The following is a 22,817-nucleotide window of genomic DNA, read 5'->3' as shown; positions in this document are numbered from 1 at the left end:
AACAGTCGATCCGAATTTCTCAACGACCAAGTTCGGCTTAGACAATCGCGTCGAACGCTTAACCTGTGAACACACCGCAGCCGCTTCCTGGGTGCGAGGCTCACGATGGGAAATGCCAATGAACAGTAAAGTCGAAGAAACCCCAAGTCTGCTCCGTCAGCGTGATCAATTCGTGCCACGTGGTTTGGTCACCGCGCACCCGCTGGTGATCGATCGGGCCCAGGGCTCGGAATTGTGGGACGTGGACGGCAAGCGTTACCTGGACTTCGTCGGCGGCATCGGTGTGTTGAACATCGGCCACAATCACCCCAAGGTCATCGCGGCCGTGCAGGCCCAGTTGCAGAAGATCTCCCATGCCTGTTTCCAGGTCGTGGCCTACAAGCCCTACCTGGACCTGGCCCAGCGCCTGTGCGAAATGATCGGCGGCCAGCACGCCTATAAAGCGGCATTTTTCACCTCGGGTGCCGAAGCGGTGGAAAACGCAGTGAAGATTGCCCGGGCCCACACCAACCGCTCGGCCGTGATTGCCTTTCGCGGCGGGTTCCATGGCCGGACCTTGCTCGGCACCACGCTGACCGGCATGAGCCAGCCGTACAAACAGAACTTCGGCCCGTTCGCCCCGGAGGTCTTCCACACGCCGTATCCGAATGCCTATCGCGGTGTCACCAGCGCCATGGCGCTCCAGGCGCTGGACGAGCTGCTGGCCACCCAAGTGGCACCTGAGCGGGTCGCGGCCATCATCATCGAACCGGTGCAGGGCGATGGCGGTTTCCTCTCGGCCCCCGCCGAGTTTTTGCAGGGCCTGCGCGCATTGACGCAAAAGCATGGCATTGTGTTGATTCTCGATGAAATCCAGACCGGTTTCGGTCGTACCGGTAAATGGTTCGGTTTCCAGCACGCCGGCATCCAGCCGGACCTGGTCACGGTCGCCAAGAGCCTCGCCGGTGGCTTGCCGTTGTCGGGTGTGGTCGGCAAGGCCGAGATCATGGACGCTCCACTGCCGGGTGGCCTGGGCGGTACGTACGGCGGTAATGCGCTGTCGTGCGCGGCGGCGCTGGCGGTGATCGAGGCGTACGAGCAAGAACAGCTGCTGGCCCGTGGTGAAGTCCTGGGTGAGCGCTTGCGCCAGGGCCTGCTGCATCTGCAAACCCGTTACCCGCAGATCGGCGACGTGCGCGGCAGCGGCTTCATGCTGGCGATCGAACTGATCAAGCATGACGAGGCACGCACCCCGGACGCCGACCTGAACCAACGCCTGATCGACGAAGCCCGGGCCGGCGGTTTGCTGGTGATCAAGTGCGGGGTGTACCGCAACGTCTTGCGCTTCCTGGCGCCGCTGGTGACCAGCGAAGCGCAGATCGACGAAGCGTTGCAGATTCTCGACGGCGCCTTGGCACGCGTCCTCGGCTGATGCCTGCGTTCATGACGTTTGCCTGGGCAAGCGTCAGTGGCGATTAATGGAGCGTTGATCGATGGGACATCATCGGAGGCTTTACAGATGAGGCTGACTGAATATCGGGCGTTGTTGATCGACTGCGATGAGGTCCTGGTGGATCGGGACTCCGGCGTCTGGACGGCGTTGCAGCCGCTGCTGGAAAACCATGGCGAGCCGTTGGACAAAGCACAGGTGCTCGCCGATTTTGACGAAGTGCTGCAAGCCTTATATCCGCGTTTCGGCGAATTGGGCTTCAGCGGCTTGCTGTGTTTCGCCCACCGTCAATTGGCCGAGCGCTGGAAGCTCAAGGTCAGTTGGGAGGAGGGCATGAGCTTCGCCCGCTCGGCTGCCGGTTGGACGCTGTTCGAGGATGCGCCGGGTGCGATGCTCTACCTGCGCAAGTTCTATCGGTTGTTGGTACAAGGGGATCGCGATGCCGAGGACCGGGGCGTGTTGTGCGAGCGCCTGGGCATCGAGCCTGATGATTTTATTTCGCTGGCGAGCGACCCGTTGCAGGATCACGATTGGCTGGCGGCCAATGGCCTGAGCGCCGAGACGATTCTCCAGGTGACCCGCCCCGGCGCCCGCCCACGGTCGGTCGGGGCTGTCTGCCTGATCTGCCGTAACGCCGACATGTCTCCCGCGCCCTGTGCGGCGCACTACTGTATCAACAGCATGGCTGATCTGGTCGCTCAGCATCAGCTGTCCTTACGACGCTGATTTTGTTAGAAGATTGTCTTACAAACGGCAGGCAAGAGGTATGCGATGGAAGGTTTAGCGAAACTGGACCGGATCGACATCAGCATTTTGGTAGAGCTTCAAAAAGATGGCCGCATGACCAACGTCAGCCTGGCCGATGCCGTGGGCTTGTCCGCCAGCCCATGCCTGCAACGGGTCAAACGACTGGAATCGTTGGGGTACATTTCCAGCTACAAGGCCCATTTGAATCTGGCCAAGATTACCGATTCGGTGACGGTCTTCACCGAAGTCACCCTCAGCGACCACAAGCGTGAGGACTTCGCCAAGTTCGAATCCAACATCCGGCTGGTGGATGAAGTACTCGAATGCCACCTCATCAGCGGCGGCTACGACTACCTGGTGCGCTTCATGACCCGCAGCATCCAGGACTACCAGGACGTGATGGAAAGCCTGCTGGACAAGAACATCGGCATCTCCAAGTACTTCAGCTACATCGTCATCAAGTCACCGGTGCGCAAGGACGAGATTCCGTTGCGTAAGTTGTTGCGGCATTGAACCCATGACCCATCCTGGAGCAACTGTGGGAGCGAGCCTGCTCGCGATGACGGTGTGTCAGAGAGCTGGATGCTGACTGACACTCCGCTATCGCGAGCAGGCTCGCTCCCACAGGGGATGCCTGGTGGCAAGCCTGCTTTATTCCTGGAGGAAGGTCAGCAGATCCTGGTTCAGGCGATCCTTGTGCGTCTCGGTCAAACCATGCGGCGCGCCAGGGTAGACGATCAGTCGGGCGCCCTTGATCAGCGCCGCCGAGGCCCGGCCTGAAGCGTCGATAGGCACGATCTGGTCGTCATCGCCATGGATCACCAGGGTCGGCACGTCGAACTTCTTCAAATCACCGCGAAAGTCGGTCGCCGAGAATGCCGCGATCGAGTCGTAGGTATTCTTGCTGCCACCCTGCATGCCCTGCACCCAGAACGACTGGATCAGCCCTTGGGATGGCTTGGCGCCCTTGCGGTTGTAGCCGTAGAACGGGCCCGAGGCAATGTCCAGGTACAACTGCGAGCGGTTCTCCAGGGACGCCTTGCGCAGGCCATCGAACACCTCGATAGGCAAGCCTTCGGGGTGGGTGTCGGTCTTGAGCATCAACGGCGGGACAGAGGACACCAGCACGGCTTTCTTCACGCGAGCGGTGCCGTGACGGCCAATGTAGCGGGCCACTTCACCGCCCCCCGTCGAGAAGCCCACCAGCGTGACATCCTTAAGGTCCAGCGCTTCAATCACCGCCGCCAGGTCATCGGCGTAGTGATCCATGTCGTTGCCTTCCCAAGGTTGGCTGGAGCGACCATGGCCGCGACGGTCATGAGCCACCACGCGATAACCCTTCGAGGCGAGGAACATCATCTGGCCTTCCCAGCTGTCGGAGTCCAGTGGCCAGCCGTGGCTGAAGGTCACGACCTGACCATCGCGCGGGCCCCAGTCCTTGTAATACAGCTGCACGCCATCCTGGGTGGTGATGTAGCTGGCGGACTGGACCACGCTGCCGGCAGCAGACGCGCTGGCAGCGGCCTGGACAGGCGATGCGGCCTCGGCACTGAGGGTGGCCAATGCCAGGGTGGCGACAGCGAGGGTGCGGTTGAAGGTGTTCATCGTTTCTCTCTCCATAAGGTCGGTTTGATCTGCGGCGATCGTCATCGATCGCGTTGGTGGGCAGATTAGAGAGAGAGGCTGAGGACGAGAACGGCGCGGGTATCGATAGCAACTATTAGAAAATTCCAATAGCTGCGTTTTACGTCGGTTGCGAGGTGAATATTCGTGGTGAGGACGCGTGCTCCCGTTGGGTGGCGCAGCCACCCAAAACGGTCACACGGGGGAAAGCGGCAGTGTCTTCAGGCCATTGGGGGTTTGAATATGCGCAAGCAGATAGGGGGCCGAAGACGCTTGCAACGCGTGAAGATGAACCGGGCCGGAAAAGTTCATGGCCGTCAGGATCGCTTTGATTTTTTCCGGATCCGTATGAAAGACATCCAGTGCCAATAACGAACAGCCCTTGTCCTGGAGCGTGTCCGCCGGATGAAGCCCAGGCGCCCATTGAATGAGGGTGGGGGCTGATCCATCCATGGGAAGGCTTCCATCAGCCGGTATGGTTATTTGCCAATTCAATGTTCCTCTCGTCATGGGTTCGACATCCCCGACAAGGCCAGGGCAGGCATCACGAGCGGTATGGATATCATCAGTGCGTGCCACCCAGGTCGCCAGGCGTGCCGGCGAATGGGGGGCCAATTGATCAAGGCCGAACCAGCGTGCCCGGTCCGGACGTATGGCGGACGGGTCCACGGCAATCACTTCGAGGTAGAGTCCGGGGCCAAGGTGCAGCAGCCTGTTATGTGTGCCCATGCGTGAATGGACGCCGCCCGGTTGAAGGTCGACGCCCAGCGCGTCAGTCACGAACGCGCAGCCGGTATTGAGGTCCGTTGCGACGATGACGAGGTGATCAATAGTGGTTTTCATCTGTTCATCCATCCGTGGGTTGGGAAGTATCGGTAGCCATCAACCAAAAGAAGGCATTGGCCCCAGCGAGTGCAACGGTCGCTCAATATTTGTAGACGATGCCCAGCCTGCCCATGATCTCCAAGGTGTTGACCAGGCCCTGGCCGCGAAAGCCTGGTATCCATCTAAGTGCGTGCGATGGCCAACAACTTCAAGTCATGGGCCTCCAGCAGTGCATTGAAGTACTGCAACAGCGCGCGCCCAATCGTGGGTGCGGTTGATGGCATCGATGGCTTTACGGTCAGGCGCAGGGGTTTCAATGCTCAACTGTCGCCGCGGGGCGAGGGCATTGAAGGCGTCGACCCCGTAGGGCGACCACGCCTTCCATTCGAGCCCCGCCAACTGATTGATCTCGGTGAGCGCTGACTCGACCTGCGTCTAAGCCTAGTCGCGGGCCGATATCCGATTCGCGCTGAGCGTACACCAAGGCCTGGGGAGCCAAGGGGCGGAATGTGGACTGCCTCAGCTGTTGGGCATGTGTTTGGGGCTATGCTTACCTGGCCCCCTTGAATCAGGCCACACCCATGCACAAACACCGAACAATCCGGCGGGAGAACTCGTGGAGACATTTGACACCGGTTGCAGCGCTGCTCTGCTTATTGCTCGGCACGGTTGATGCCAGGGCCGAGGAGTATCAAGTCGTCACCGAAGAGTGGGCACCGTACAACTACCAGGAAAACCACCAGCTCACCGGCATGATCACCGAGGTCGTCCGGGCCATCATGGCGCTGACCGGGAATGACTTCAAGGTGCTGTTGCAGCCGAGTATGCGAGCGAGTCAGATGCTGAGGAACCGGCCCAAGACCATCATGTACTCCATGTTTCGCACGCCGGAGCGCGAGCCGTTGTACAAATGGGTCGGCCCGATCGTGGAAGAGTCCATCCACCCCTATCAGTTGGCCAATACGCCCCCACTGGACACCTTGGAACAACTCCTGAACGCCCCCCAGATCACTACGCGCCACGCCGGCCTGGTGCCCCTGAGGCTGCAATCGCTGGGCTTCAACAACCTGGACAAAAGCGCCACCGAGAGCAAGCTGCTCTACCGCATGCTGCTCGCCGGGCGCACCAACATCATCATCGGCGATACCGACGCGGGCGTGGCCTATTACAGCCGTCAGTTGAACATCGCGCCGGGCACCTTGCGACGGATTCCTATCGAGCTGTATCGCTCATCGCTGTACATCGCCTTCAGCCCTGACAGTGAGGATGAAGTGGTGGCGGCGTGGGCCAGTGCGTTGGAGCAGTTGCGGCGTTCGGGGGAGTTGGAGCGGATTCAGCGGCGGTATGAGGGGGCGGTGGAACAATGAATGCACGGAACCGGTGAAAGCCGGCCCCGCAGACCTGCACTCACTTCACGCTCTGCATATGCATGTCGATGGATATCGAGTCATTTTTGTCGTACTGGCGTGATAGAAGAAGCCATAAGCTCGTGGGTCTTCGCGAAAGGTGCGCTACTCAACGGGTTGAGACGGGTCTTAGGCTTGTCGGATGACATCGTTTTCGCGCATCTGGCTGCTGGGCGTCGACGGCTAAGCAAGCAGGTATTAGTACGGCTTTCTACCGCTCATTTTGATTATCATTCTTGAGTGACAAAATATGTACCAAAGCTCTGAGAACTAAAGGGAAATAGATCAATGCCTAAGGCGGTTTTCGTCAGTAGAACTATTTTGTTTGGCGACTGTGATCCGGCAGGAGTGGTTTACACACCGCGATTTTCATATTTTTCAGTAGAGGCAATCTACGTAGCGCTCGATGAATGGCTGGGCACGCCCGGGCTTAGAACACTCATGGGCTTTGAGATATTGCCGCCCGTACGCGCCATGTCAATGGAGTTTCTGATGCCTCTGACGTGGGATGATGAGTTGTCTATCAAAGTCAGCGTGGCGAAGTTGGGCGTTCATTCGTTCACGTTTCTGGTCGAAGGGTTTGTTGTTAATGGGCCCTTATCTTTTGTGGCGAATGTCACTCATGTATGTGTCTCGCCGGAAACCAAAGAAGTTGTAGCCGTTCCCGCGCAACTGAGAGCGCTTCTTTCATAAACCGCTGGCAAGACGTTCGCCTGGACAGAGAAAGGGACGGTTCCATGTGCTGGGGCTGGCCCTGAAACAGGCATAAACTCGATTCAGGACCAGACAAATCCACGGTTTCTAGAAACTGTACTTGGCAGTCAGCATCATGTTGCGTGGGCTGCCGTAGGAATCACCGCCGTAGCTCACGGAGTTGGCGATGGTCGAGTAGTACCTGCGATCGAAGATGTTGTTGGCGTTGACCTGCAGGTCCAGGTTCTGGCTGACCCGGTAGCCGGCCATCAGGTCGGTGATCGCGTAGCTACCTTGTTCGAGGCGGTATTTGCTGCCATCAGCCAGCGGGATGTCGTTGTACAGGCGGCTCTGCCAGGAGACGTTACCGCCCACGCGCAGCTTTTCCAGCGGGCCCTGGAAGTGGTAGCGGGTGGTCAGCTTGAACAGATGCTCCGGCGTGTCGGTGTCGAACTGCTTGTTTACGTTCTGTGGGTTGGCGGCATCCTTGATGGTGTGCGTTCGTGCGTAGGTGTAGCCACCACCGACTTGCCAGTTTTCGGTCAAGGCGCCTTGCAGTTCGAAGTCGATACCCTGGCTGCGAATCTCGCCGGAGGCTTCATAGCAGGTTGCTTGTGGGCAGTTTGCGGTAAACATCTGCACGGCGCGGTTTTCCTGGTCGACGCGAAACAGCGCCAGGCTGGCATTCAGCGCGCCCTCAAAATATTCGCCCTTGATGCCGACCTCGTAGTTCTTGCCAACGATCGGCTTGACCGGGGTACCAGAAGTATCCTTGGAGCTCTGCGGCGTGAAGATATCGCTGTAGCTGACGTAGACCGAGTGATGGTCGTCCAGGTCGTAGATCAAGCCGGCGTAACGGGTGAGGTTACGGGTGACCTTGTAGTCGGTGTCACCATCCCGGTTGTCGTAGTCGTACCAGTCCAGGCGTGCGCCGAGGATCAACTTCAACGGGTCGGCCAGGCTCAGGCGTGTGGTGAGGTAGACGCCATCTTGAGTGGTGACGTCGCGCTGGTTGTTGGTATGAACGAAGTTCGGTTTACCCCCATTGATCGGCCAGTTCGTGTCGTACGGGCTGTAGTTGTGGGTGGTCTTGTCGTAGATGCGTTTGCTGGCGCCCACCACCAGTTCATGGCTGCGCCCGAACGCTTCGAAGGGCCCACTGGCAAAAGCGTCTACGCCGGCCTGGTTTTCATCGACGTCGGCCTGGTAAACCGTGCGGGCCAGCGTGTTGTTGTCCCAGCGCGATTGGTAAGAACCGGAGAACAATGCGTTCTGTTCGGAGTAGTTGGCGTTGACCTGAAGGTTCCAGTCATTGGCCAGGCGATGACGGACTTCGGCGAATACCGTGTTGATCTCCTGATCCTTGTTCTCCCAATCCGTCCCCGGATTGTAGGAACGTGGCAGGTCCAGATGATGGCCGTCCTGGCCGATCATCGAAGAGCCCCAGAAGTAATTGGTCTTGTCCTTCTGATGGGAAAAACCCAGGGTCAGGGTGGTGTCTTCGCTCAGGTCCGCTTCGGTGACCGCATAGAACAGGCCATGATCCTCCTCGACATTGTCGATGAAACTGTTGGCGTCCTGGTAAGAGGTCACGACCCGGCCGCGCAGCGAGCCACTGTCGTTGAGCGGGCTGGAGGCATCGACCTCGCCACGGTAGTCGTCCCAACTGCCGGCGGCACCGGTCAGGGTGACTCGCTGCTCGGCCAAGGGCCGCTTGCGGATCAGGTTGATGGCGGCCGAAGGGTTGCCTGCACCCGTCACCAGGCCGGTGGCACCGCGCACCACCTCGACCCGATCAAACATCGCCAAGTTAGGCTGGGAGCCGACGTTAACGCCGTCATAGCCACTCGGGATGCCGTCATACATCAGGTTGTCGATTTCAAAACCGCGTGCCTTGTAGGTCTGCCGGCCAGGACCGGAGGAAAAGTCCAGGAACAAACCGGGCGTCGCCTTGACCACATCGTTGATGTCGGTCATCGCCTGGTCATCCATGCGCTGACGCGTAATGACGGTGACGGCTTGTGGGGTTTCACGCATTGTCAGCGGGAGTTTGGTCGCGGTCGACATCGCGCCGGTGGTGTAGGACTCGGTGCCTTCCGTGGTGCTGCCTAGCTGGCCGCTGCCGGAGACTTCGGTCGCGTCTAGTTCCAGAGTGGCCGGCGGTGCGGCGCTGTTGTCATCGGCGTAGGCGGGGGCGAGGGTGGCCATGCAGATGGCCATGGCTAGAAGATTGCGGGCAGGGGAGAAGTGATGCGGCGGGGTGGTGCGAGTAGACATGAGCAGATCCTGAATTACTAATGCGTATGAGAGTGATTCGCAATAAATATTACAGGATTTGTCTGAGCGATAAAGTTTGTTGCGGGTGGGGTGGGCGATGCGCAGTATGCATCGCCACCGAGTACAACCATCTCCGATGACCGTCGAACCCTGCATAAACCTGAAGGCTAATTGCCCCGGCCACCACCAAACGACCATTCATCGCTGGCCGTAGTGGTGATCACCACCATGACATCCTCTGCATTGAGACCTGGCGCCCGCCCCAATTTCTCGACCAGATCGCGGTAGAAACGCTGTTTCGTCTCGACGCTTCGAGGGCGGCCAGCGGTAATCGTGATCAGCACAAAGTCATGGCTACGCGGTCCGCCCAGGTAGTCGGGATCAAATATCAACTCACCCACTTCATGTTGGTGGATGGCTTGGAAGCGATCGGTCTTCGGCACCTCGAAGCTATTAACCAAGGCATCGTGCAGCCCTTGGGACAATGCTTGTAAATACTCGGCGGACTTCCCCCGGTGCAGTGAAATACGTGAAAACGGCATAACAGTGACTCCTATGGCTAAAGCGACAGGGGGAAAATTATCAAGTCGCGATAGTTCCGAATATCAGATTTAATAGGGAGGATCATCCTGATTTAGTGGACTATTCAATGCGCCGACCGACCTTCGATCTTGATGTATTACGTACTTTCGTCACTGGCGTGGAGTTCAACAGCTTTGCCAAAGCGGCGGATCGTCTCGGTCGATCGACTTCTGCCGTGAGTGCTCAATTGAAGAAACTTGAGGAGCAAATCGGTACTCCGGTACTGGCCAAATCCGGTCGAGGGTTAGTCTTGACGCCCGTGGGTGAATCACTGCTCAGTCATGCCCGTCGGTTGCTGGAACTGAACGACGGTATTTTCCAGACCCTGCATGAAAGCCAAGCTGCGGGGACAATTCGCCTCGGGCTTCAAGAAGACTTTGGGGAACATTTACTGAGCGAGATCCTTCGACGCTTCATCCAGACTTACCCAATGGTGACTCTCGAGGTCAGAATCGCGCGTAACCTCGAACTGCTTGCGCTGGTCGAAAGTGCTGACCTGGACTTGGCCCTGACGTGGGACACAGGGCACACGTCGCCCTATGCCACGCGACTGGGCGAAACACAGATGCACTGGATCGGGGCCCGTGACATGCCGTCACTGACCCGCCTGGCTGACTCACCGCTGCCATTGATCATGTTCGACGCGCCTTGCGTCTTGCGTAGCGCTGCCACTCAGGCACTGGATGCCGCGCAAATTCCTTGGCGAATCGCCCTGACCAGCCCCAGCGTCGCGAGTATCTGGGCGGCCGTCGCGGCCGGCTTGGGCTTGACGCTGCGAACTCGCATCGGGCTGCCGAGTCATCTCGCCGTCGTTTCCGGCTTGCCGGCCGTACCAAGCCTTGGCTATGTGCTTCACAGCAGTGGAGAAACCCCGACGCCCGCTATCAAACAACTGGCCGCGTTGATCAAAACGAGCCTGCAAGAGCAGACGTTCGGTTTTGCGGTTGCGCAGTAGTTGGAGGTGTCAGATTGAGGACCTGATGCACAGGTCAAAAGTAGTGGTCGACGCGAAGTGGGGTATAGCGGGAATGCACTCTGAACCGGTGGCGGACACGCCCTCAGGACTGTCCGCCAGGCAGCACGATATTCGATTCGATTTTCTTCCCCATGCTGATGCGTGGCTCGACTGAGTAGCCCAGCGATTCATAGAACGTTTTGACGTTCTCATTTGCGCTGACAATTTGCAGGTTGATCTTCATGCACCCTCGGGCAGTCAACGCGCCCTCAGCATGACGGACCAGGTTTGCCCCTAATCCTTTTCTACGATGAGCAGGATGCACCGCCACCGAGTACAGCCATCCCCGATGGCCGTCGTACCCCGCTAGAACGGTGCCGACAACTTCCTCTCCAGCCAGAGCAACAAAAAAGAGGCCATCGGATACGGCCAGCTTCTTGTCGATAGCCAGGCCGGGGGCATTATGGGCGGTTTCGTAACCGAATACGGTTTCCCACAGTTGCATGACGCAAAGCCGATGATGTTCGTTTGAATAATTGGCAATGGTATCCATGGCGCAGCTCCCGAATTGAAAGGGCTGACGCTATCTCCCTGTTGAGGATGCTGTCCATTGTCTTTGTTTGGCAAATGCTCGTGGCGACGTGGACTTCAAAGCAGGGATACGTTTTACCCTGGGTCGTCCTCCAACGGATCACACCTTTAAGGGGCTTTACTTCTAGTCAGGCCCTGCAGGTAAAGTTGGGAGCGCGCGATGAGCAACGAACAGGTGGCGCCTGAGACGAAAGGGGTAACGGTGACGTTACTGTCAACGATTGACCTGGGGCCTGAGATCGAGGGTATGGCAGGCGGGTGACCCTCGAGCCTGGAGGCGTCTTCGGGCCGACTCACAACCCTGTCGACAGACCCGGCACCGTCTACATTCTGCAAGGCACGATCACTGACCATCGAAATGACGTCGCCACGGATTACGGACCGGGAGTGGGCTGACCCGAGGACCGCAACACCACGCACTGGCTTGAGAGCAGAGGCACGATTGTGGCGGTGGGGATCTCGGTCGATATTGTCAGGCAAGCGTAAGTTCATGGGCTTCACTTGAACGGAGCAACCAGCCAATTCTTCAAACGCCCGCCCGCCGGATCTTCTGCCTTCCTCTCATTGATCATCAGGGGCTGATAAAACTGTCTGCCAGGTCCCTGGCCTGCTGAGTCGCCGCCTCACGCGCGTGCCGATCGACGTCTTCCCCCAGGATGGTTTTCTCCACAATCACCGCATGCACGTCCGTGACGCCGATAAATTTCAGCCAGGCTTCCACGTAGGGTTTCTGGAAGTCGAAGCGCTCCGCCGGGGTGATCGACTGCGCCGAAAAATCCAGGCCACGGGCGTACATCACCACGGCGAGTTTATTGTGCAGCATGCCTTCCAGACCGCGTTGCGGGTCAACGCTGAACAGGATGTCTTTCTGCGATACCAGGTCGATGAAGTGCTTGAGTTTGTACGGAATGCTGAAATTCCACAGCGGTACGGACATCACGAGTACATCCGCACGGTGCAGGTGGCTTGCCAACGCTTCTAACGTGTTCCAGGCCTCTTGTTGTGCGGTGGTCAACGGCGTGCCATTGAGCCCGGCGTATTTGGCCTCCATGGCCAGCTCATCGAATTGCGGCAGCGCCATGTTCCAGAGGTCGAGGGTGATGATTTTGGTGTCCGGGATGTTCGCTTGATAACGCGCAATGAAGCTGCGCGCGACTTCAAGGGAAGCCGAACGTTGCTTGCGTGGAGAACACTGAATATGGAGAAGCGTCGTCATGACACACCTTGAATAATGGGAAGGCAGGGCAGGTGGGAGCATTGCAACATAGTTGTAATTGAAATATAAATCGTAAATTCCATCTCAATTGATCACGTATAAAACTATGTTCGATGCGCTGCTGCTCAAGACGTTGGTCACGGTCGTCGATGAAGACGGCTTCAGCCGCGCCGCCCGGAAGTTGCACCTGACTCAGTCTGCGGTCAGCGGCCACGTGCGGCGATTGGAAGAACAGATTGGTAAACCCCTGTTGACGCGCACCACCCGTTCCCAGCAACTGACGGCCGATGGCGAGCGTCTGGTCTCTTATGCGCGCACCATCCTTGCGCTGAACCGTGATGCCTGGACAGACCTGACACGCACGCCGTTTCATGGACGGCTGCGGATCGGGGTGTCCGAAGATTTTGTCGAGGCTCGATTACTGCGCACTGTTCAGGATTTTGCGGCGCAGTACCCCGGGATGGAGATCGAGGTGCAGGTGAACATTCCGGGTACGTTGCTGGCGCTGATGAAGCAAGGGCATCTGGAGGTGGTCATCGGTTCGCTGTGCGAAACCAGCGAAGCAGGGCTGTTGCTATGGCAAGAGCCGCTGGTGTGGGCCTGGTCGGCGCAACCCGTCGCGCGGTTACCCACGCCGTTGCCGCTGGCCCTGTTCCCCGAGCCGTGCCCTTATCGCGAGGTCGCGCTGACAAGGCTGGCGCAGGCGGGAATCGCCCAACGCACAGTGATGTTGTGCAGCAGCACGGCCGGGTTACGGGCGTCGGCCTTGGCAGGCTTCGCGGTAGCGCCCATGCCACTGAGTCAGTTGGGGCAAGGATTGGCGGTCATTGGGGCAGAACATGGGTTGCCGGATTTGCCGGATGCCCAATGTCGGCTGTTCACCTCGCCCGATGCGGATCAGACGATTGTCGCAGCGGTCACTCAGCTCATGCTGGAGTATTGCGCCAAGCGCAGGGCTTGATTGTCATTTCAAAGGGGCTGCTTGAGCGCCTCAATGGCGACTAACAGCCCCCTCACATCATCCTCACACCACCGCAGCCGCAATCGCTCTGGAACGCCAGGCAAAAGCCAACACCATCAGCAGCCCCAACCCCGCCATTGCCGCCCCGGCCAGGGAGATCGCCGGATAACCCAGCCCGGCATTGATCACCGCACCCCCGAGCGCCGCACCCATCGCGTTGCCGAGGTTGAAGGCGCCGATGTTCACCGCCGAGGCCAGGTTGGGTGCGTCCTTGGCCGCTTCCATGACGCGCATCTGCAGCGGCGGCACCAGGGCGAAGCTGGCGATACCCCATATCAGGATGGCCACGGCGGCCGGCAGCGGCCAACGCATCAGTACGGTGAACGCCAGCAAGACAAGAATCAGCACGCTCAGCGAAACGATCAGGGTGCGATCTATCGAACGGTCGGCGGCTTTGCCGCCCCACATGTTGCCCAGCGTCAACCCCACACCGAACAGCACCAGCATGGCCGTGATGTAGGCGGTGGACGCGTGGGTCTCGCTGCTGAGGATCGGCGCGATGTAGGTGAAGACGGTAAACATGGCACCCGAGCCGACGACGGTCAGGGCCAACGCCCCCAGCACCGGACCACGGCCCAGTACCCGAATTTCGGCCAGTACACCGACGCCTTGCGGCGCCGGCAGGTTGGGCAGGGCGAACCACAACGCGGCCATGGTCGCCACGCCGAGGCCGGTAATACCCCAGAAAGCGGTGCGCCAGCCGAACAGTTCGCCAAACCAGGCGGCCAGCGGCACGCCGCCGATGGTCGCCAGGGTCAGGCCCATGAACATGGCCGCGACCGCCCCGGCACGCTTCTGCGGGGCGACCACGCTGGCGGCGACGATCGAGCCAACGCCAAAGAACGCACCGTGGTTCAGTGAGGTCACCACCCTGGCGACCATGAGGCTGTAGTAATCGGTCGCCAAGGCTGACATCAGGTTACCCAGGGTGAAAATCGCCATGAGCCCGATCAGCAGATAGCGCCGGGGAATCCTGCCGGTGGTCAGGGTCATCAGCGGTGCGCCGAGCAGAACGCCCAGGGCGTAAGCACTGACCAACAGACCCGCAGCGGGAATGGAAACGCCGAGATCCGCAGCGATGCCCGGCAACATGCCCATGGGGGCGAACTCGGTAACGCCGATGCCAAAGGCACCAATGGCGAGTGCGACAAGTGGTGGATTGATACGCATGGAAGGCTCCTTATCTATGCCGCCAATGCTACGATCCAACTTTTTCAGGCGGTAGATAGCATTTTTGGCAATCACCTTTGCGTAAGAGGCACAAATGGACTTCAACGGCAGGTCAGGTGAAATGAGCGTGTTCGCCACCGTGGCGCAGGAAGGCAGCCTTTCAGCCGCCGCGCGTGCATTGGGGCTGACGCCCTCAGCGGTCAGTCGGATCATCGCGCGTACCGAACAACGCCTTGGCACCCGCCTGTTGCTGCGCACCACCCGAGCGATCACCTTCACCGCCGAGGGCGAGGCGTTCCTGCGCGGCGCCCGGCGTATCCTGGCCGACATGGCCGAGGTCGAAGAAGCCATCGCCGACCAGGGCGTACCCAGGGGCCGCTTGCGGGTCAGCGCGGCCCTTGGCCATGGGCGGCTGGCCATCGTTCCCTTGGTGGCAGCCTTCAGCGCCCGTTACCCGAACATCGTCGTCGACCTCACCCTCGGCGACGAAGTGGTCGACATTCTCGGCGGCCAGGCCGACGTGGCGGTACGCTTTGGCCATCTGCCCGACAGCCCGCTGACCGCGCGCAGGATCGGCGACACCGGCCAGGTAGTGGTGGCATCGCCCGACTATCTGCAGCGCCATGGCACCCCCCAGGAACCGGAAGACCTGCTACGGCACAACTGCCTACGCTTCAACTTCCGCCGTGCCGAACCCAACTGGCCGTTCATTCGCGACGGACGAGAGTTCTCCCTGAAGGTCAGCGGCAACATCGAATGCAGCAGTGGTGAAGCGCTGGCACAACTGGCGCGAGTAGGGGCCGGCATTGCGCGTATCGGCGAGTTCAGCGTGAGCGAGGATTTGCAGCGCGGCGATCTGGTACCGCTGCTGGAAGCCTGGAACCCCGGAGACCGGGAGCCGATTCATGCGGTGTTCATAGGGGGGGCGGCAATGCCGGCGCGGGTGCGGTTGTTTGTGGACTTCCTGCTGGAGCATCACCGGATGTATCAGTGTTCAGTGCGGTGACGGCGGTTTCAAAGGATTTCGTACAGAACCTAGCCATATCGGTGTTTCACACCAACGACAGAAAAATGAGCGCACTCACAGTTTCCTCAGCGCAGCCGATAGCGTTATGCAAACTACTTGTATCTGCTGCCAGCAGGAAATTATGCCGAACAATCTCGCCTCCATCGTTACCCCCTCTAATCGCTCGAGCGTGTCGCTGGCACGGGCTTCTCTTTTCAAGTTTGTGGGCCTGTTGGCGTGTGTGTTTTTACTAGCCAGCGTTTCACTTATTTATCTTGCCCATGATTTAGACCGAACGGAGGAGGTCGAAAGCGCTTTTTACACCAAGAAGGCGATGCAATCGCTGGAAAAGTCGCTGCGCTCAACCGTCAAGGATTACGCATTTTGGGGTGATGCTTATCAGCACCTGCATACCGAAGTTGACCTAGACTGGGCCTTCGTTCGACAAAACGTCGGACCAACGATTTATAAGGACTTCGGCTTCCAGGGGCTGTTTGTCGTCAACGACGTCAATCGCACCGTTTACTCTGTGGTCAAGGGTGAGCTCAAAACTGTTGAAGTCTCTGAGTGGCTCGAGCAGTCCATTGCCGGGATTCTTGATAAGGCTCGTGCAGGCGCGGAAACAGAAACGCCGACCACTGCCTTTATCAATGTAAATGGCGTACCCGCCCTCGTCGCGGCAGCAGCGATTACGCCGGGCACCGACCCGTCGGTGGTGGCGGATGACAGGTCGCCGTCGGTGCTGATTTTTGTGGATGTTTTGAACCGCACCAAGCTCGAGCTGATCGGCAACGATTTTGGAGTCGAGCGTCTGCATGTCGCCACGGCCGACGAAGCGGGCGCAACGTCACTATTGCCATTGGGTAATGACGGTGCTGCCGTTACGCTGGGCTGGAACTCATCCAGGCCAGGCCTGCGTCTATTGGGGCTAGGGTTGCCATTGATCGGCGTTGCCTTGCTGTTGGTGTGTCTGATGACCTGGGCCATTTTGCGTCGCACCACCGCCGGGGCGCTGGTGCTTGACTCCAGCTATGCATCGCTACAGAGGAGCCAGGACGCCCTCGCCACCAGCGAAGCGCGTTTTCGTGACGTCGTTGAAACCAGCTCGGACTGGGTATGGGAAATAGATGCTGACTGGCGTCTGACCTTTTTGTCCGAGCGGTTTGAAGACGTGACGGGACTGTCCAGGGACGTTTGGATCGGCGCGGTGATCGACGATCTGTTGTGCACCGAATTGGGCACGTTATCCCAGTGGCTCAGCATCCCGAACCGTCGGCCGGATATCAGCGCTCAGTGCCGCTACGTCGATACCCAAGGTCGGGAGCGCATCACTCGCCTTTCGGCGCGCGCAATGGCAGGTGAAGGTTTTCGCGGTACGGCGACCGATGTGACGGAAGAAGTTGAAGCCCGTCGGCGAATCGAGTTCCTCTCACAGCACGACGCCTTGACCGGGCTCCCGAACAGGAGACGTCTTCAGGCGTTTCTGGACGGCAAACTCAAGGCACTGAAGACGGCAGAGCAACCTCTGATCATGCTCAGCTTGGACCTTGATCGTTTCAAAGCGGTCAATGACTTGCTCGGGCATGCTGCCGGTGATTTGGTGCTCAAAGAAGTATCGAGCCGGCTGGCGGAATGCGTGCGCGATGGGGATCTGGTCGCTCGCATCGGGGGGGATGAGTTTGTACTGATCCTCACCGACATGAGCATCCAGGAACAAGTCGAGGCGCTCTGTCGTCGCCTCATCGAGTCCATCGAGCGGCCTATAGCGATCGATGAGCAGGAAGTGTTCGTCAGCACCAGCATTGGCATCGCGATGGCACCAACGGACGCTGTCGAGGCCGCCGAGTTGCTTCGTTATGCCGATATTGCTCTCTACGAGGCAAAGGCCGGAGGTCGTAATACTTGGCGCTACTACGCGGGTGATATGAATGCCAGGATCATTGAGCGCCGTCGTTTGGAAAGCGACCTGCGTTTCGCCATCAAACACGGTGAACTACGTCTGTATTTCCAGCCACGCTATCGTATAGCTGACGGTCAGATGGTCGGTGCCGAAGCGCTGGTACGCTGGCAACATCCTGAGCGCGGCTTAATACCACCCGACACGTTTATCCCAATTGCCGAAGAGGCTGGGCTGATTCTTACCTTGAGTAACTGGGTTATCAGTACCGCTTGTCGCTCCGCCGCGCAGTGGCCGGAACACTTGTTTGTCTCAGTTAACCTTTCACCCATTGAATTTAAGCGAGGCAACCTGGTCGAGCGAATTCAGAAAACGCTTAACGACTCTGGAGTCGATCCTGCAAGGGTGGAGTTTGAAATTACCGAAAGTGTCATGCTTGACGGTGCCGCAGGCGCACTTGAGGTGATGCGAGCGCTCAAGCGCATCGGTGTGCGGATATCGATGGACGACTTTGGAACGGGATATTCTTCGCTGAGCTACCTTCGCGAATTCCCCTTTGACGGCTTGAAAATAGACCGCAGTTTTTTGAACCGTATGGGGGGGAACGAGGACGACACTGCCATCATCCAAGCTATCGTGGGTTTGGGGCGTGCATTATCTCTCATCGTCACAGCAGAAGGCGTTGAGACGGCCGCTCACTTGGAATTGCTCAAAGCAGTGTCGTGCGATGAAGGTCAGGGTTATTTCCTGAGTCGGCCGCTTGATATTGATTCGTTCAACGCTTTGGTAGGGATAGTAGTAGAGGTAAAGGAAGCTGGATTTAGATAACTCAATCGTCTCAGGGCTCATCGCCACATCGAATGACTGCGAATGGCCCAGAGTGTGTAAAAACGCTTCGCCAAAATTGAAATGTGCGCGTCCACGTTAAACCTGAAATTTATCGGCACGTCAGCAGATGTGGATTTCGCGTAGAAGCGCGATTTTCAGTCCGGTTTTGAGTTTCTGTCGTGCTCAAAAACGTTTTTACACAGCCTCGGCCGAAAGCAATCCGTTACTCCGGGTGGAGCTGACTTCCAGTTTGCAAGATGACCTGTCCGGATGTCATCTCGGGTGCCATCGAGAATGAGCCCGCGGCAGTGGGTCATCGATGGCTCGCAGGCGCGTTGGTCGTGTGTACCTTGGCCAGGCGCAAGCGCCAGTCGCCGCCATGCCGGAGGCGGCATTCTTCTTCGGAGTCGAAACTGACGCAGCGGGCCATATGGGGGACGTGTACGCCGGCGTCGTTCAGGGCGGCGGCGGTCAGCTCACGCATGCGTTTGTCTGCCCCCGTTGAGAGGGCGTGTTCCTGGCTGGCGCGGCTGTCGAAAATCCAGATCACGCGCAGGCTTTGGGGAAAGGCGCGATAGTCGACGGTGTGGGTCAGCCAGGCGAAGCCCGGGATTTCCGTTTTGGCGGTTTCACAGGCTTCGGTCAGGGTGGCGATGAGACGACGCTCAGCACGGGCGTCGTCACGTGAGGTGGATGGCATAAAAGGCTCCAGGCGGGGTGTTCAATAGCCCCCATAGGGGATCGGAGGACATTAGCTTCTTCCTTGGAGTGAACTGGACATTATTAACGCGACACGGGGCAGGGGGGCGTCGTCATCGTTTCATGGGCCGGTCCATTTATTTCTGCGCGCCGGTTGTTTCCAACGTCGAAGCAATAAGGTCGCGCAGCCACATATGGGCAGGATCGCGATGCAGTCGCTCGGGCCATAACATCAGCATTTCAAACCCGGGAATGGCCAGCGGAGGTGCCTGGACGTGAAGCGCCGGCTCATGTTTCACCAGCCTTTGCGGCACCACCGCAACCAAATCGCTGTGCACCAATGCTGAGACCAGCGAGTTGAAATTCGACACGGACAATACCACTCGCCGTTCCAGACCTTCAGCTGCCAGCGCGTGGTCGGTACTGCCAACGAAGCCGGCGCCATCAGGTGACATGACCGCATGTTCAAGGGCGCAGAACGCTTTGAGCGACAGCTTGGTTGCCAGCGCGGGATGGCCGCGCCGCGCCGCCAGCACATAGCGTTCGTGAATCAAGGAGCGCTGACGCAACTTGGGCGGCGCTTCATCGCGGGTGTGCAGCGCCAGATCGATAAGGCCGTTTTCCAGATCCTTGGCAAAGTCGACAGTCGGTTTATTCATAAGCGCCAACCGCGTGTGCGGGGCCAGGTGCCTGAGCCGCGAGAGCGACGGCCAGACCAAGGCAGTCGTCGCATAATCGCTGGCAGCGATCTTCCACGTTTGATGGGACCGTCCGGGTTCAAAAGCGGCAGCAGGACTCAGTGCGCTTTCCAGCGCGGCCAACGCGTCCCGCAGGGGCCCCTGCAATTCGCGAGCTCGCTCGGTGGGCGACATCCCTCGGGGGCCAGGCAGCAAAAGCGGATCATCAAGAAGATCTCTCAGCCTGCCCAATTGCAGGCTGACGGTCGGTTGCGCGAGATTGAGCAGGCGCGCTGCCCGCGTCACATTCTGCTCGGCTAGCAAGGCATCCAATGTGACCAGCAAATTAAGGTCCAGACGACGCAAGCTATTGTGCATGCAAATACCATGTGTTTTGGGAATTCATTTCTATCATAGCGGATGCAGGCTTACGCTGAGGGACACATTCAACGCGGAGCCCTCATGAAAATATTACTGATCTACGCCCACCCCGAACCTCGTTCGCTCAATGGCGCGCTCAAGGATTTTGCGATCACTCACCTGGAAACAGCTGGCCACGAGGTCGAAGTCTCAGATCTCTACGGCATGCGGTGGAAAGCATCCCTCGATCCGGACGACGCCCCAGGTTATGACGCAGAAACGCCTTTCAACCCGGCACTTGAATCCCAGCGTGTATTTGCCGCTGACAACCAACCGGCGGACATCCAGGCAGAGCAGGCCAAATTGCGCTGGGCCGATGCCGTCATCTTTCAATTTCCGCTGTGGTGGTTCTCGATGCCCGCGATTCTCAAGGGCTGGATCGAACGCGTCTACGCTTACGGGTTTGCCTATGGTGTCGGCGAACATAGCGAAAGCCACTGGGGCGATCGCTACGGCGAAGGCAGCATGACAGGCAAGCGCGCCATGTTGGTGGTCACGATGGGCGGTTGGGAATCCCACTACAGTGGCCGAGGGGTGAACGGCGCGTTGGATGACCTGCTATTTCCTATCCAGCATGGGGTGCTTTTCTATCCTGGCTTCACGGTCATGCCGGCCTTCCCAATCTATAAGACCAGCAAGATGGACACCGCCCGGTTTCAATCCATTTGCACGGCTTATTCCGCTCGCTTGGATACGCTTTTTAGTGATCAACCCTTGCCGTTTCGGCGTCAGAATCACGGCGATTACGAAATCCCGGCGTTGACGCTTAAATCGCATCTTGCAGCTGGTCGTTGCGATCTTGGTATTCATATCAGTGACGGTGAGAGGGTTTGAGGTGAAGCGCGCATTGGGGGCTTGAGCCTAAGGGGGCTGGTAGTCGGGTCGCGCGCCTAAGGATTGATCATTCTTGGAGGTCAGTAATGACGGTCCCGGTGATGCTCAGGGCGAACCCTTCTCCGAAGACCGTGGCCCCCGTCTATGAGCGAGAGATTATCTTCCGCGTACTCCAAGGCCTCCATGGCTGGATGTTGCGAGACATCGCCGCGCCGGATACCGCGATGACCCGAATCAACCTGGCAATCCAATGGATCCGCCGCGACTTCGCCGAGCCCATTGGTGTTGAGCGATTGGCGAAACGCGCTTCAATGAGCGTCTCGGCATTCCATCGGCACTTCAAGGCTGTCACCAACCTGAGCCCCTTGCAGTACCAGACGCGGGTTTGCCTGCTTCAGACCAGAACCCTGATGGTGGCGAATGCCAAAAGCGTTATGGTGGCTGCCTTCGAAGTGGGCGACGAGAGTGCGACGCAATTCAGCCGGGATTAGGCGCGGGTGTTTGGGCTTTCGCCCGGACAGGATGCTGGGAGGATACTTGGCAATATGAAGGTGGTTAGAGGCTAGTCGGTTGGCGGGTTGATGAGGGGATAGGGGATTTTCTTGATTGGCGGCTTTCGGCCAGGAGCGGTCAGTCACGACAGGCAGAGTCGACCCGAGATGACGCTCAGCAGCATCAATATCGTGGGTGTCCCCGATTGTTCCCTGCGTCCAGGTAGCCACAAGCTGACGGTGCATATAGCTGGCAACGCCGTGCCTCCAGTAGCTGGACAGAAAATCATTGAGGCGCTGCTGGCAGCAGCCTAACTTTGCTGCTCATCGATGGTAGCTCGCAACCTTCTTACAAGTTCAACTCCATCCTTGCCGGGCTGAAGCTCATATGGAACGGCCTGAAGCGATATCCCCTCCGAGCCGGGTAGCGAATCGAGAAGCAGCAGACAGTACTCAATCATAGAGTCTATGAGCTCAGGAAGATCACCTTCCCCAATTTCATGGGAGTAGTCCTCTTCCCCGAAAACGGCCTTGTAATCATTATGCGCGATCATCTTGTGTCTAAATTGCGTAGCCCCCAACGCCTCGAATCTGTTTTCTATGTCAACTTGATGCTGATTCAACTCATCATTTAGGTGTTGCTGATATTTCTTCGCCAAATATGAAAGCGAAAAATTATCACGCTTCCCGAACTCAGGCCTATCAAGCATGGCGGCCATTCGCGTAAGGATGCTAACGAACATTGACTTTCTGATAATCTTGAACTGTTCTGGTGCTGTCGCATTTAGAACCGAAACGCTATCGATTACGCAATATAGCTGTTCAAAAAGAACAACCTCTCGCTTGATATCCGCAAGATAGCTAAGATAAAAGGCAACTTCTTTTGCTGCGATTTTTGTATCAATCACTTCAACTCCCTATAACATTCCAAGGTGATTTATCAGCACGCCCTGGCCGCCATTCTTGCCAGACGCGCGGCCGGTGTTGAACTAGGAGCGTCCCTCCTTGAACTGTGCCGCGATTTCAAAGGCAGCCTTCTCCGCTGCTTCCTTGGACTCGTAGTCACCCTTGCGCCGAAGGGCATCCTCACCATTGACTGTGACAAGACGAATCTCCCAGCCCTCCACCAAGCCGTCATTTGATACCGAGATGGAGATGTCGCCTTGTTGCTGCAGCGTTATCGTACTCATTCATCGCTCCTTGATCCGGCCCATGCCGGGAGAGTAGAACCTAACTCAGCTCGGTTTATCACGCCAGCCACTCGAAACAAAAGGGGGCGGAGTGAATAAAAACAAATCACTCCGACCCGAATGGCACTTACTTAACCTTCTTCGGGTGACCATTCTTCCTGACCTCGGCCCTGGCTGATCGACGTGTTTTCATCAGCATGGGATAAGGCTTGGGTCTTCGTTTTATCGCGCGCGGCTCAA

21 protein-coding genes and 2 pseudogenes are annotated in these 22,817 nt (G+C 58.3%); 12 read left to right on the top strand and 11 right to left on the bottom strand.

Features of this window, described 5'->3' with window-relative positions; genetic code table 11:
* The first annotated feature begins 118 nt into the window (after window positions 1–118).
* The 3 genes from gabT to AACY42_RS23250 all read left to right on the top strand — a co-directional run bounded on the left by gabT (window position 119) and on the right by AACY42_RS23250 (window position 2,689).
* Window positions 119–1,411 carry a 4-aminobutyrate--2-oxoglutarate transaminase gene (gabT, locus tag AACY42_RS23260; RefSeq protein WP_339482594.1) on the top strand — a complete coding sequence of 431 codons (1,293 nt, stop codon included), beginning with the start codon at window positions 119–121 and terminating at the stop codon, window positions 1,409–1,411.
* An 87-nt stretch (window positions 1,412–1,498) separates the two neighbouring features.
* Entirely contained in the window at window positions 1,499–2,155 is a 657-nt protein-coding gene (locus AACY42_RS23255) for a 2-haloalkanoic acid dehalogenase (RefSeq protein WP_339482593.1), read from the top strand.
* Window positions 2,156–2,200: 45 nt separating this feature from the next.
* The gene (locus AACY42_RS23250; protein WP_003203167.1) at window positions 2,201–2,689 is read left to right on the top strand and encodes an Lrp/AsnC family transcriptional regulator; all 489 of its coding nucleotides are present in this window, start codon (window positions 2,201–2,203) and stop codon (window positions 2,687–2,689) included.
* Window positions 2,690–2,827: 138 nt separating this feature from the next.
* On the opposite strand, the gene AACY42_RS23245 is transcribed toward AACY42_RS23250, so the two are convergent.
* Window positions 2,828–3,781, bottom strand: a complete 954-nt coding sequence (locus AACY42_RS23245) for an alpha/beta fold hydrolase (RefSeq protein ID WP_339482592.1) — start codon at window positions 3,779–3,781, stop codon at window positions 2,828–2,830.
* A 213-nt stretch (window positions 3,782–3,994) separates the two neighbouring features.
* A complete protein-coding gene (locus AACY42_RS23240; protein WP_339482591.1) occupies window positions 3,995–4,642 on the bottom strand; it encodes a VOC family protein in 648 nt (215 codons plus the stop codon).
* A 563-nt stretch (window positions 4,643–5,205) separates the two neighbouring features.
* Here AACY42_RS23240 and AACY42_RS23235 point away from each other — a divergent pair.
* Both AACY42_RS23235 and AACY42_RS23230 read left to right on the top strand, forming a co-directional pair.
* On the top strand, window positions 5,206–5,991 hold the full coding sequence (locus AACY42_RS23235; protein ID WP_339482590.1) for a substrate-binding periplasmic protein: 786 nt from the start codon (window positions 5,206–5,208) through the stop codon (window positions 5,989–5,991).
* A gap of 327 nt (window positions 5,992–6,318) precedes the next feature.
* Window positions 6,319–6,723 (top strand): acyl-CoA thioesterase, encoded by a 405-nt coding sequence (locus tag AACY42_RS23230; RefSeq protein WP_339482589.1) that lies wholly within the window; start codon window positions 6,319–6,321, stop codon window positions 6,721–6,723.
* A gap of 108 nt (window positions 6,724–6,831) precedes the next feature.
* Here the strand turns inward: AACY42_RS23230 and AACY42_RS23225 are convergent, their stop codons facing one another.
* Both AACY42_RS23225 and AACY42_RS23220 read right to left on the bottom strand, forming a co-directional pair.
* Window positions 6,832–9,000 (bottom strand): TonB-dependent siderophore receptor, encoded by a 2,169-nt coding sequence (locus AACY42_RS23225; RefSeq protein ID WP_339482588.1) that lies wholly within the window; start codon window positions 8,998–9,000, stop codon window positions 6,832–6,834.
* A 167-nt stretch (window positions 9,001–9,167) separates the two neighbouring features.
* Window positions 9,168–9,542 carry a tautomerase family protein gene (locus AACY42_RS23220; RefSeq protein ID WP_339482587.1) on the bottom strand — a complete coding sequence of 125 codons (375 nt, stop codon included), beginning with the start codon at window positions 9,540–9,542 and terminating at the stop codon, window positions 9,168–9,170.
* Window positions 9,543–9,649: 107 nt separating this feature from the next.
* Here AACY42_RS23220 and AACY42_RS23215 point away from each other — a divergent pair, with 107 nt between their 5' ends.
* Entirely contained in the window at window positions 9,650–10,537 is an 888-nt protein-coding gene (locus tag AACY42_RS23215; protein WP_339482586.1) for a LysR substrate-binding domain-containing protein, read from the top strand.
* A gap of 103 nt (window positions 10,538–10,640) precedes the next feature.
* Here AACY42_RS23215 and AACY42_RS23210 read toward each other — a convergent pair whose 3' ends face one another.
* Complete coding sequence (locus tag AACY42_RS23210) at window positions 10,641–11,090, bottom strand: GNAT family acetyltransferase (protein WP_339482585.1); 450 nt, start codon at window positions 11,088–11,090, stop codon at window positions 10,641–10,643.
* A gap of 198 nt (window positions 11,091–11,288) precedes the next feature.
* On the opposite strand from AACY42_RS23210, the pseudogene AACY42_RS23205 reads away from it, so the two are divergent.
* A pseudogene (locus tag AACY42_RS23205) lies at window positions 11,289–11,614 on the top strand (cupin).
* Window positions 11,615–11,699: 85 nt separating this feature from the next.
* On the opposite strand, the gene AACY42_RS23200 reads toward AACY42_RS23205, so the two are convergent.
* Window positions 11,700–12,344, bottom strand: coding sequence for an FMN-dependent NADH-azoreductase (locus AACY42_RS23200; RefSeq protein WP_339482584.1), 645 nt, complete (start codon window positions 12,342–12,344; stop codon window positions 11,700–11,702).
* A gap of 106 nt (window positions 12,345–12,450) precedes the next feature.
* Here AACY42_RS23200 and AACY42_RS23195 point away from each other — a divergent pair, with 106 nt between their 5' ends.
* Window positions 12,451–13,305, top strand: coding sequence for a LysR substrate-binding domain-containing protein (locus AACY42_RS23195; RefSeq protein WP_339482583.1), 855 nt, complete (start codon window positions 12,451–12,453; stop codon window positions 13,303–13,305).
* A gap of 63 nt (window positions 13,306–13,368) precedes the next feature.
* Here the strand turns inward: AACY42_RS23195 and AACY42_RS23190 are convergent, their stop codons facing one another.
* Window positions 13,369–14,535 (bottom strand): MFS transporter, encoded by a 1,167-nt coding sequence (locus AACY42_RS23190; protein WP_339482581.1) that lies wholly within the window; start codon window positions 14,533–14,535, stop codon window positions 13,369–13,371.
* A 94-nt stretch (window positions 14,536–14,629) separates the two neighbouring features.
* On the opposite strand from AACY42_RS23190, the gene AACY42_RS23185 reads away from it, so the two are divergent.
* Together AACY42_RS23185 and AACY42_RS23180 are read left to right on the top strand one after the other, a co-directional pair.
* The gene (locus tag AACY42_RS23185) at window positions 14,630–15,541 is read left to right on the top strand and encodes a LysR family transcriptional regulator (protein ID WP_339482579.1); all 912 of its coding nucleotides are present in this window, start codon (window positions 14,630–14,632) and stop codon (window positions 15,539–15,541) included.
* A gap of 142 nt (window positions 15,542–15,683) precedes the next feature.
* Window positions 15,684–18,266, top strand: a complete 2,583-nt coding sequence (locus AACY42_RS23180) for a bifunctional diguanylate cyclase/phosphodiesterase (protein WP_339482577.1) — start codon at window positions 15,684–15,686, stop codon at window positions 18,264–18,266.
* 313 nt (window positions 18,267–18,579) lie between these two features.
* Here AACY42_RS23180 and AACY42_RS23175 read toward each other — a convergent pair whose 3' ends face one another.
* Window positions 18,580–18,966, bottom strand: coding sequence for a hypothetical protein (locus tag AACY42_RS23175; RefSeq protein WP_339482575.1), 387 nt, complete (start codon window positions 18,964–18,966; stop codon window positions 18,580–18,582).
* A gap of 136 nt (window positions 18,967–19,102) precedes the next feature.
* Complete coding sequence (locus tag AACY42_RS23170; RefSeq protein WP_339482574.1) at window positions 19,103–20,020, bottom strand: LysR family transcriptional regulator; 918 nt, start codon at window positions 20,018–20,020, stop codon at window positions 19,103–19,105.
* Window positions 20,021–20,104: 84 nt separating this feature from the next.
* On the opposite strand from AACY42_RS23170, the gene AACY42_RS23165 reads away from it, so the two are divergent.
* Entirely contained in the window at window positions 20,105–20,896 is a 792-nt protein-coding gene (locus tag AACY42_RS23165) for an NAD(P)H-dependent oxidoreductase (protein WP_339482573.1), read from the top strand.
* 134 nt (window positions 20,897–21,030) lie between these two features.
* A pseudogene (locus tag AACY42_RS23160) lies at window positions 21,031–21,462 on the top strand (helix-turn-helix domain-containing protein); the annotation flags it as partial.
* Window positions 21,463–21,698: 236 nt separating this feature from the next.
* Here the strand turns inward: AACY42_RS23160 and AACY42_RS23155 are convergent.
* Together AACY42_RS23155 and AACY42_RS23150 are read right to left on the bottom strand one after the other, a co-directional pair.
* Window positions 21,699–22,295, bottom strand: coding sequence for an AbiU2 domain-containing protein (locus AACY42_RS23155; RefSeq protein WP_339482572.1), 597 nt, complete (start codon window positions 22,293–22,295; stop codon window positions 21,699–21,701).
* A gap of 81 nt (window positions 22,296–22,376) precedes the next feature.
* Entirely contained in the window at window positions 22,377–22,577 is a 201-nt protein-coding gene (locus AACY42_RS23150) for a hypothetical protein (RefSeq protein ID WP_339482571.1), read from the bottom strand.
* Between the last annotated feature and the right edge of the window lie 240 nt (window positions 22,578–22,817).

Origin of the sequence: Pseudomonas sp. RL_5y_Pfl2_73 (genome assembly GCF_963970515.1) — a bacterium.
Classification (GTDB): Bacteria; Pseudomonadota; Gammaproteobacteria; order Pseudomonadales; family Pseudomonadaceae; genus Aquipseudomonas.
Note: the sequence above shows the minus strand (reverse complement) of the source record. Positions and strands in the feature narration are given on the sequence as shown.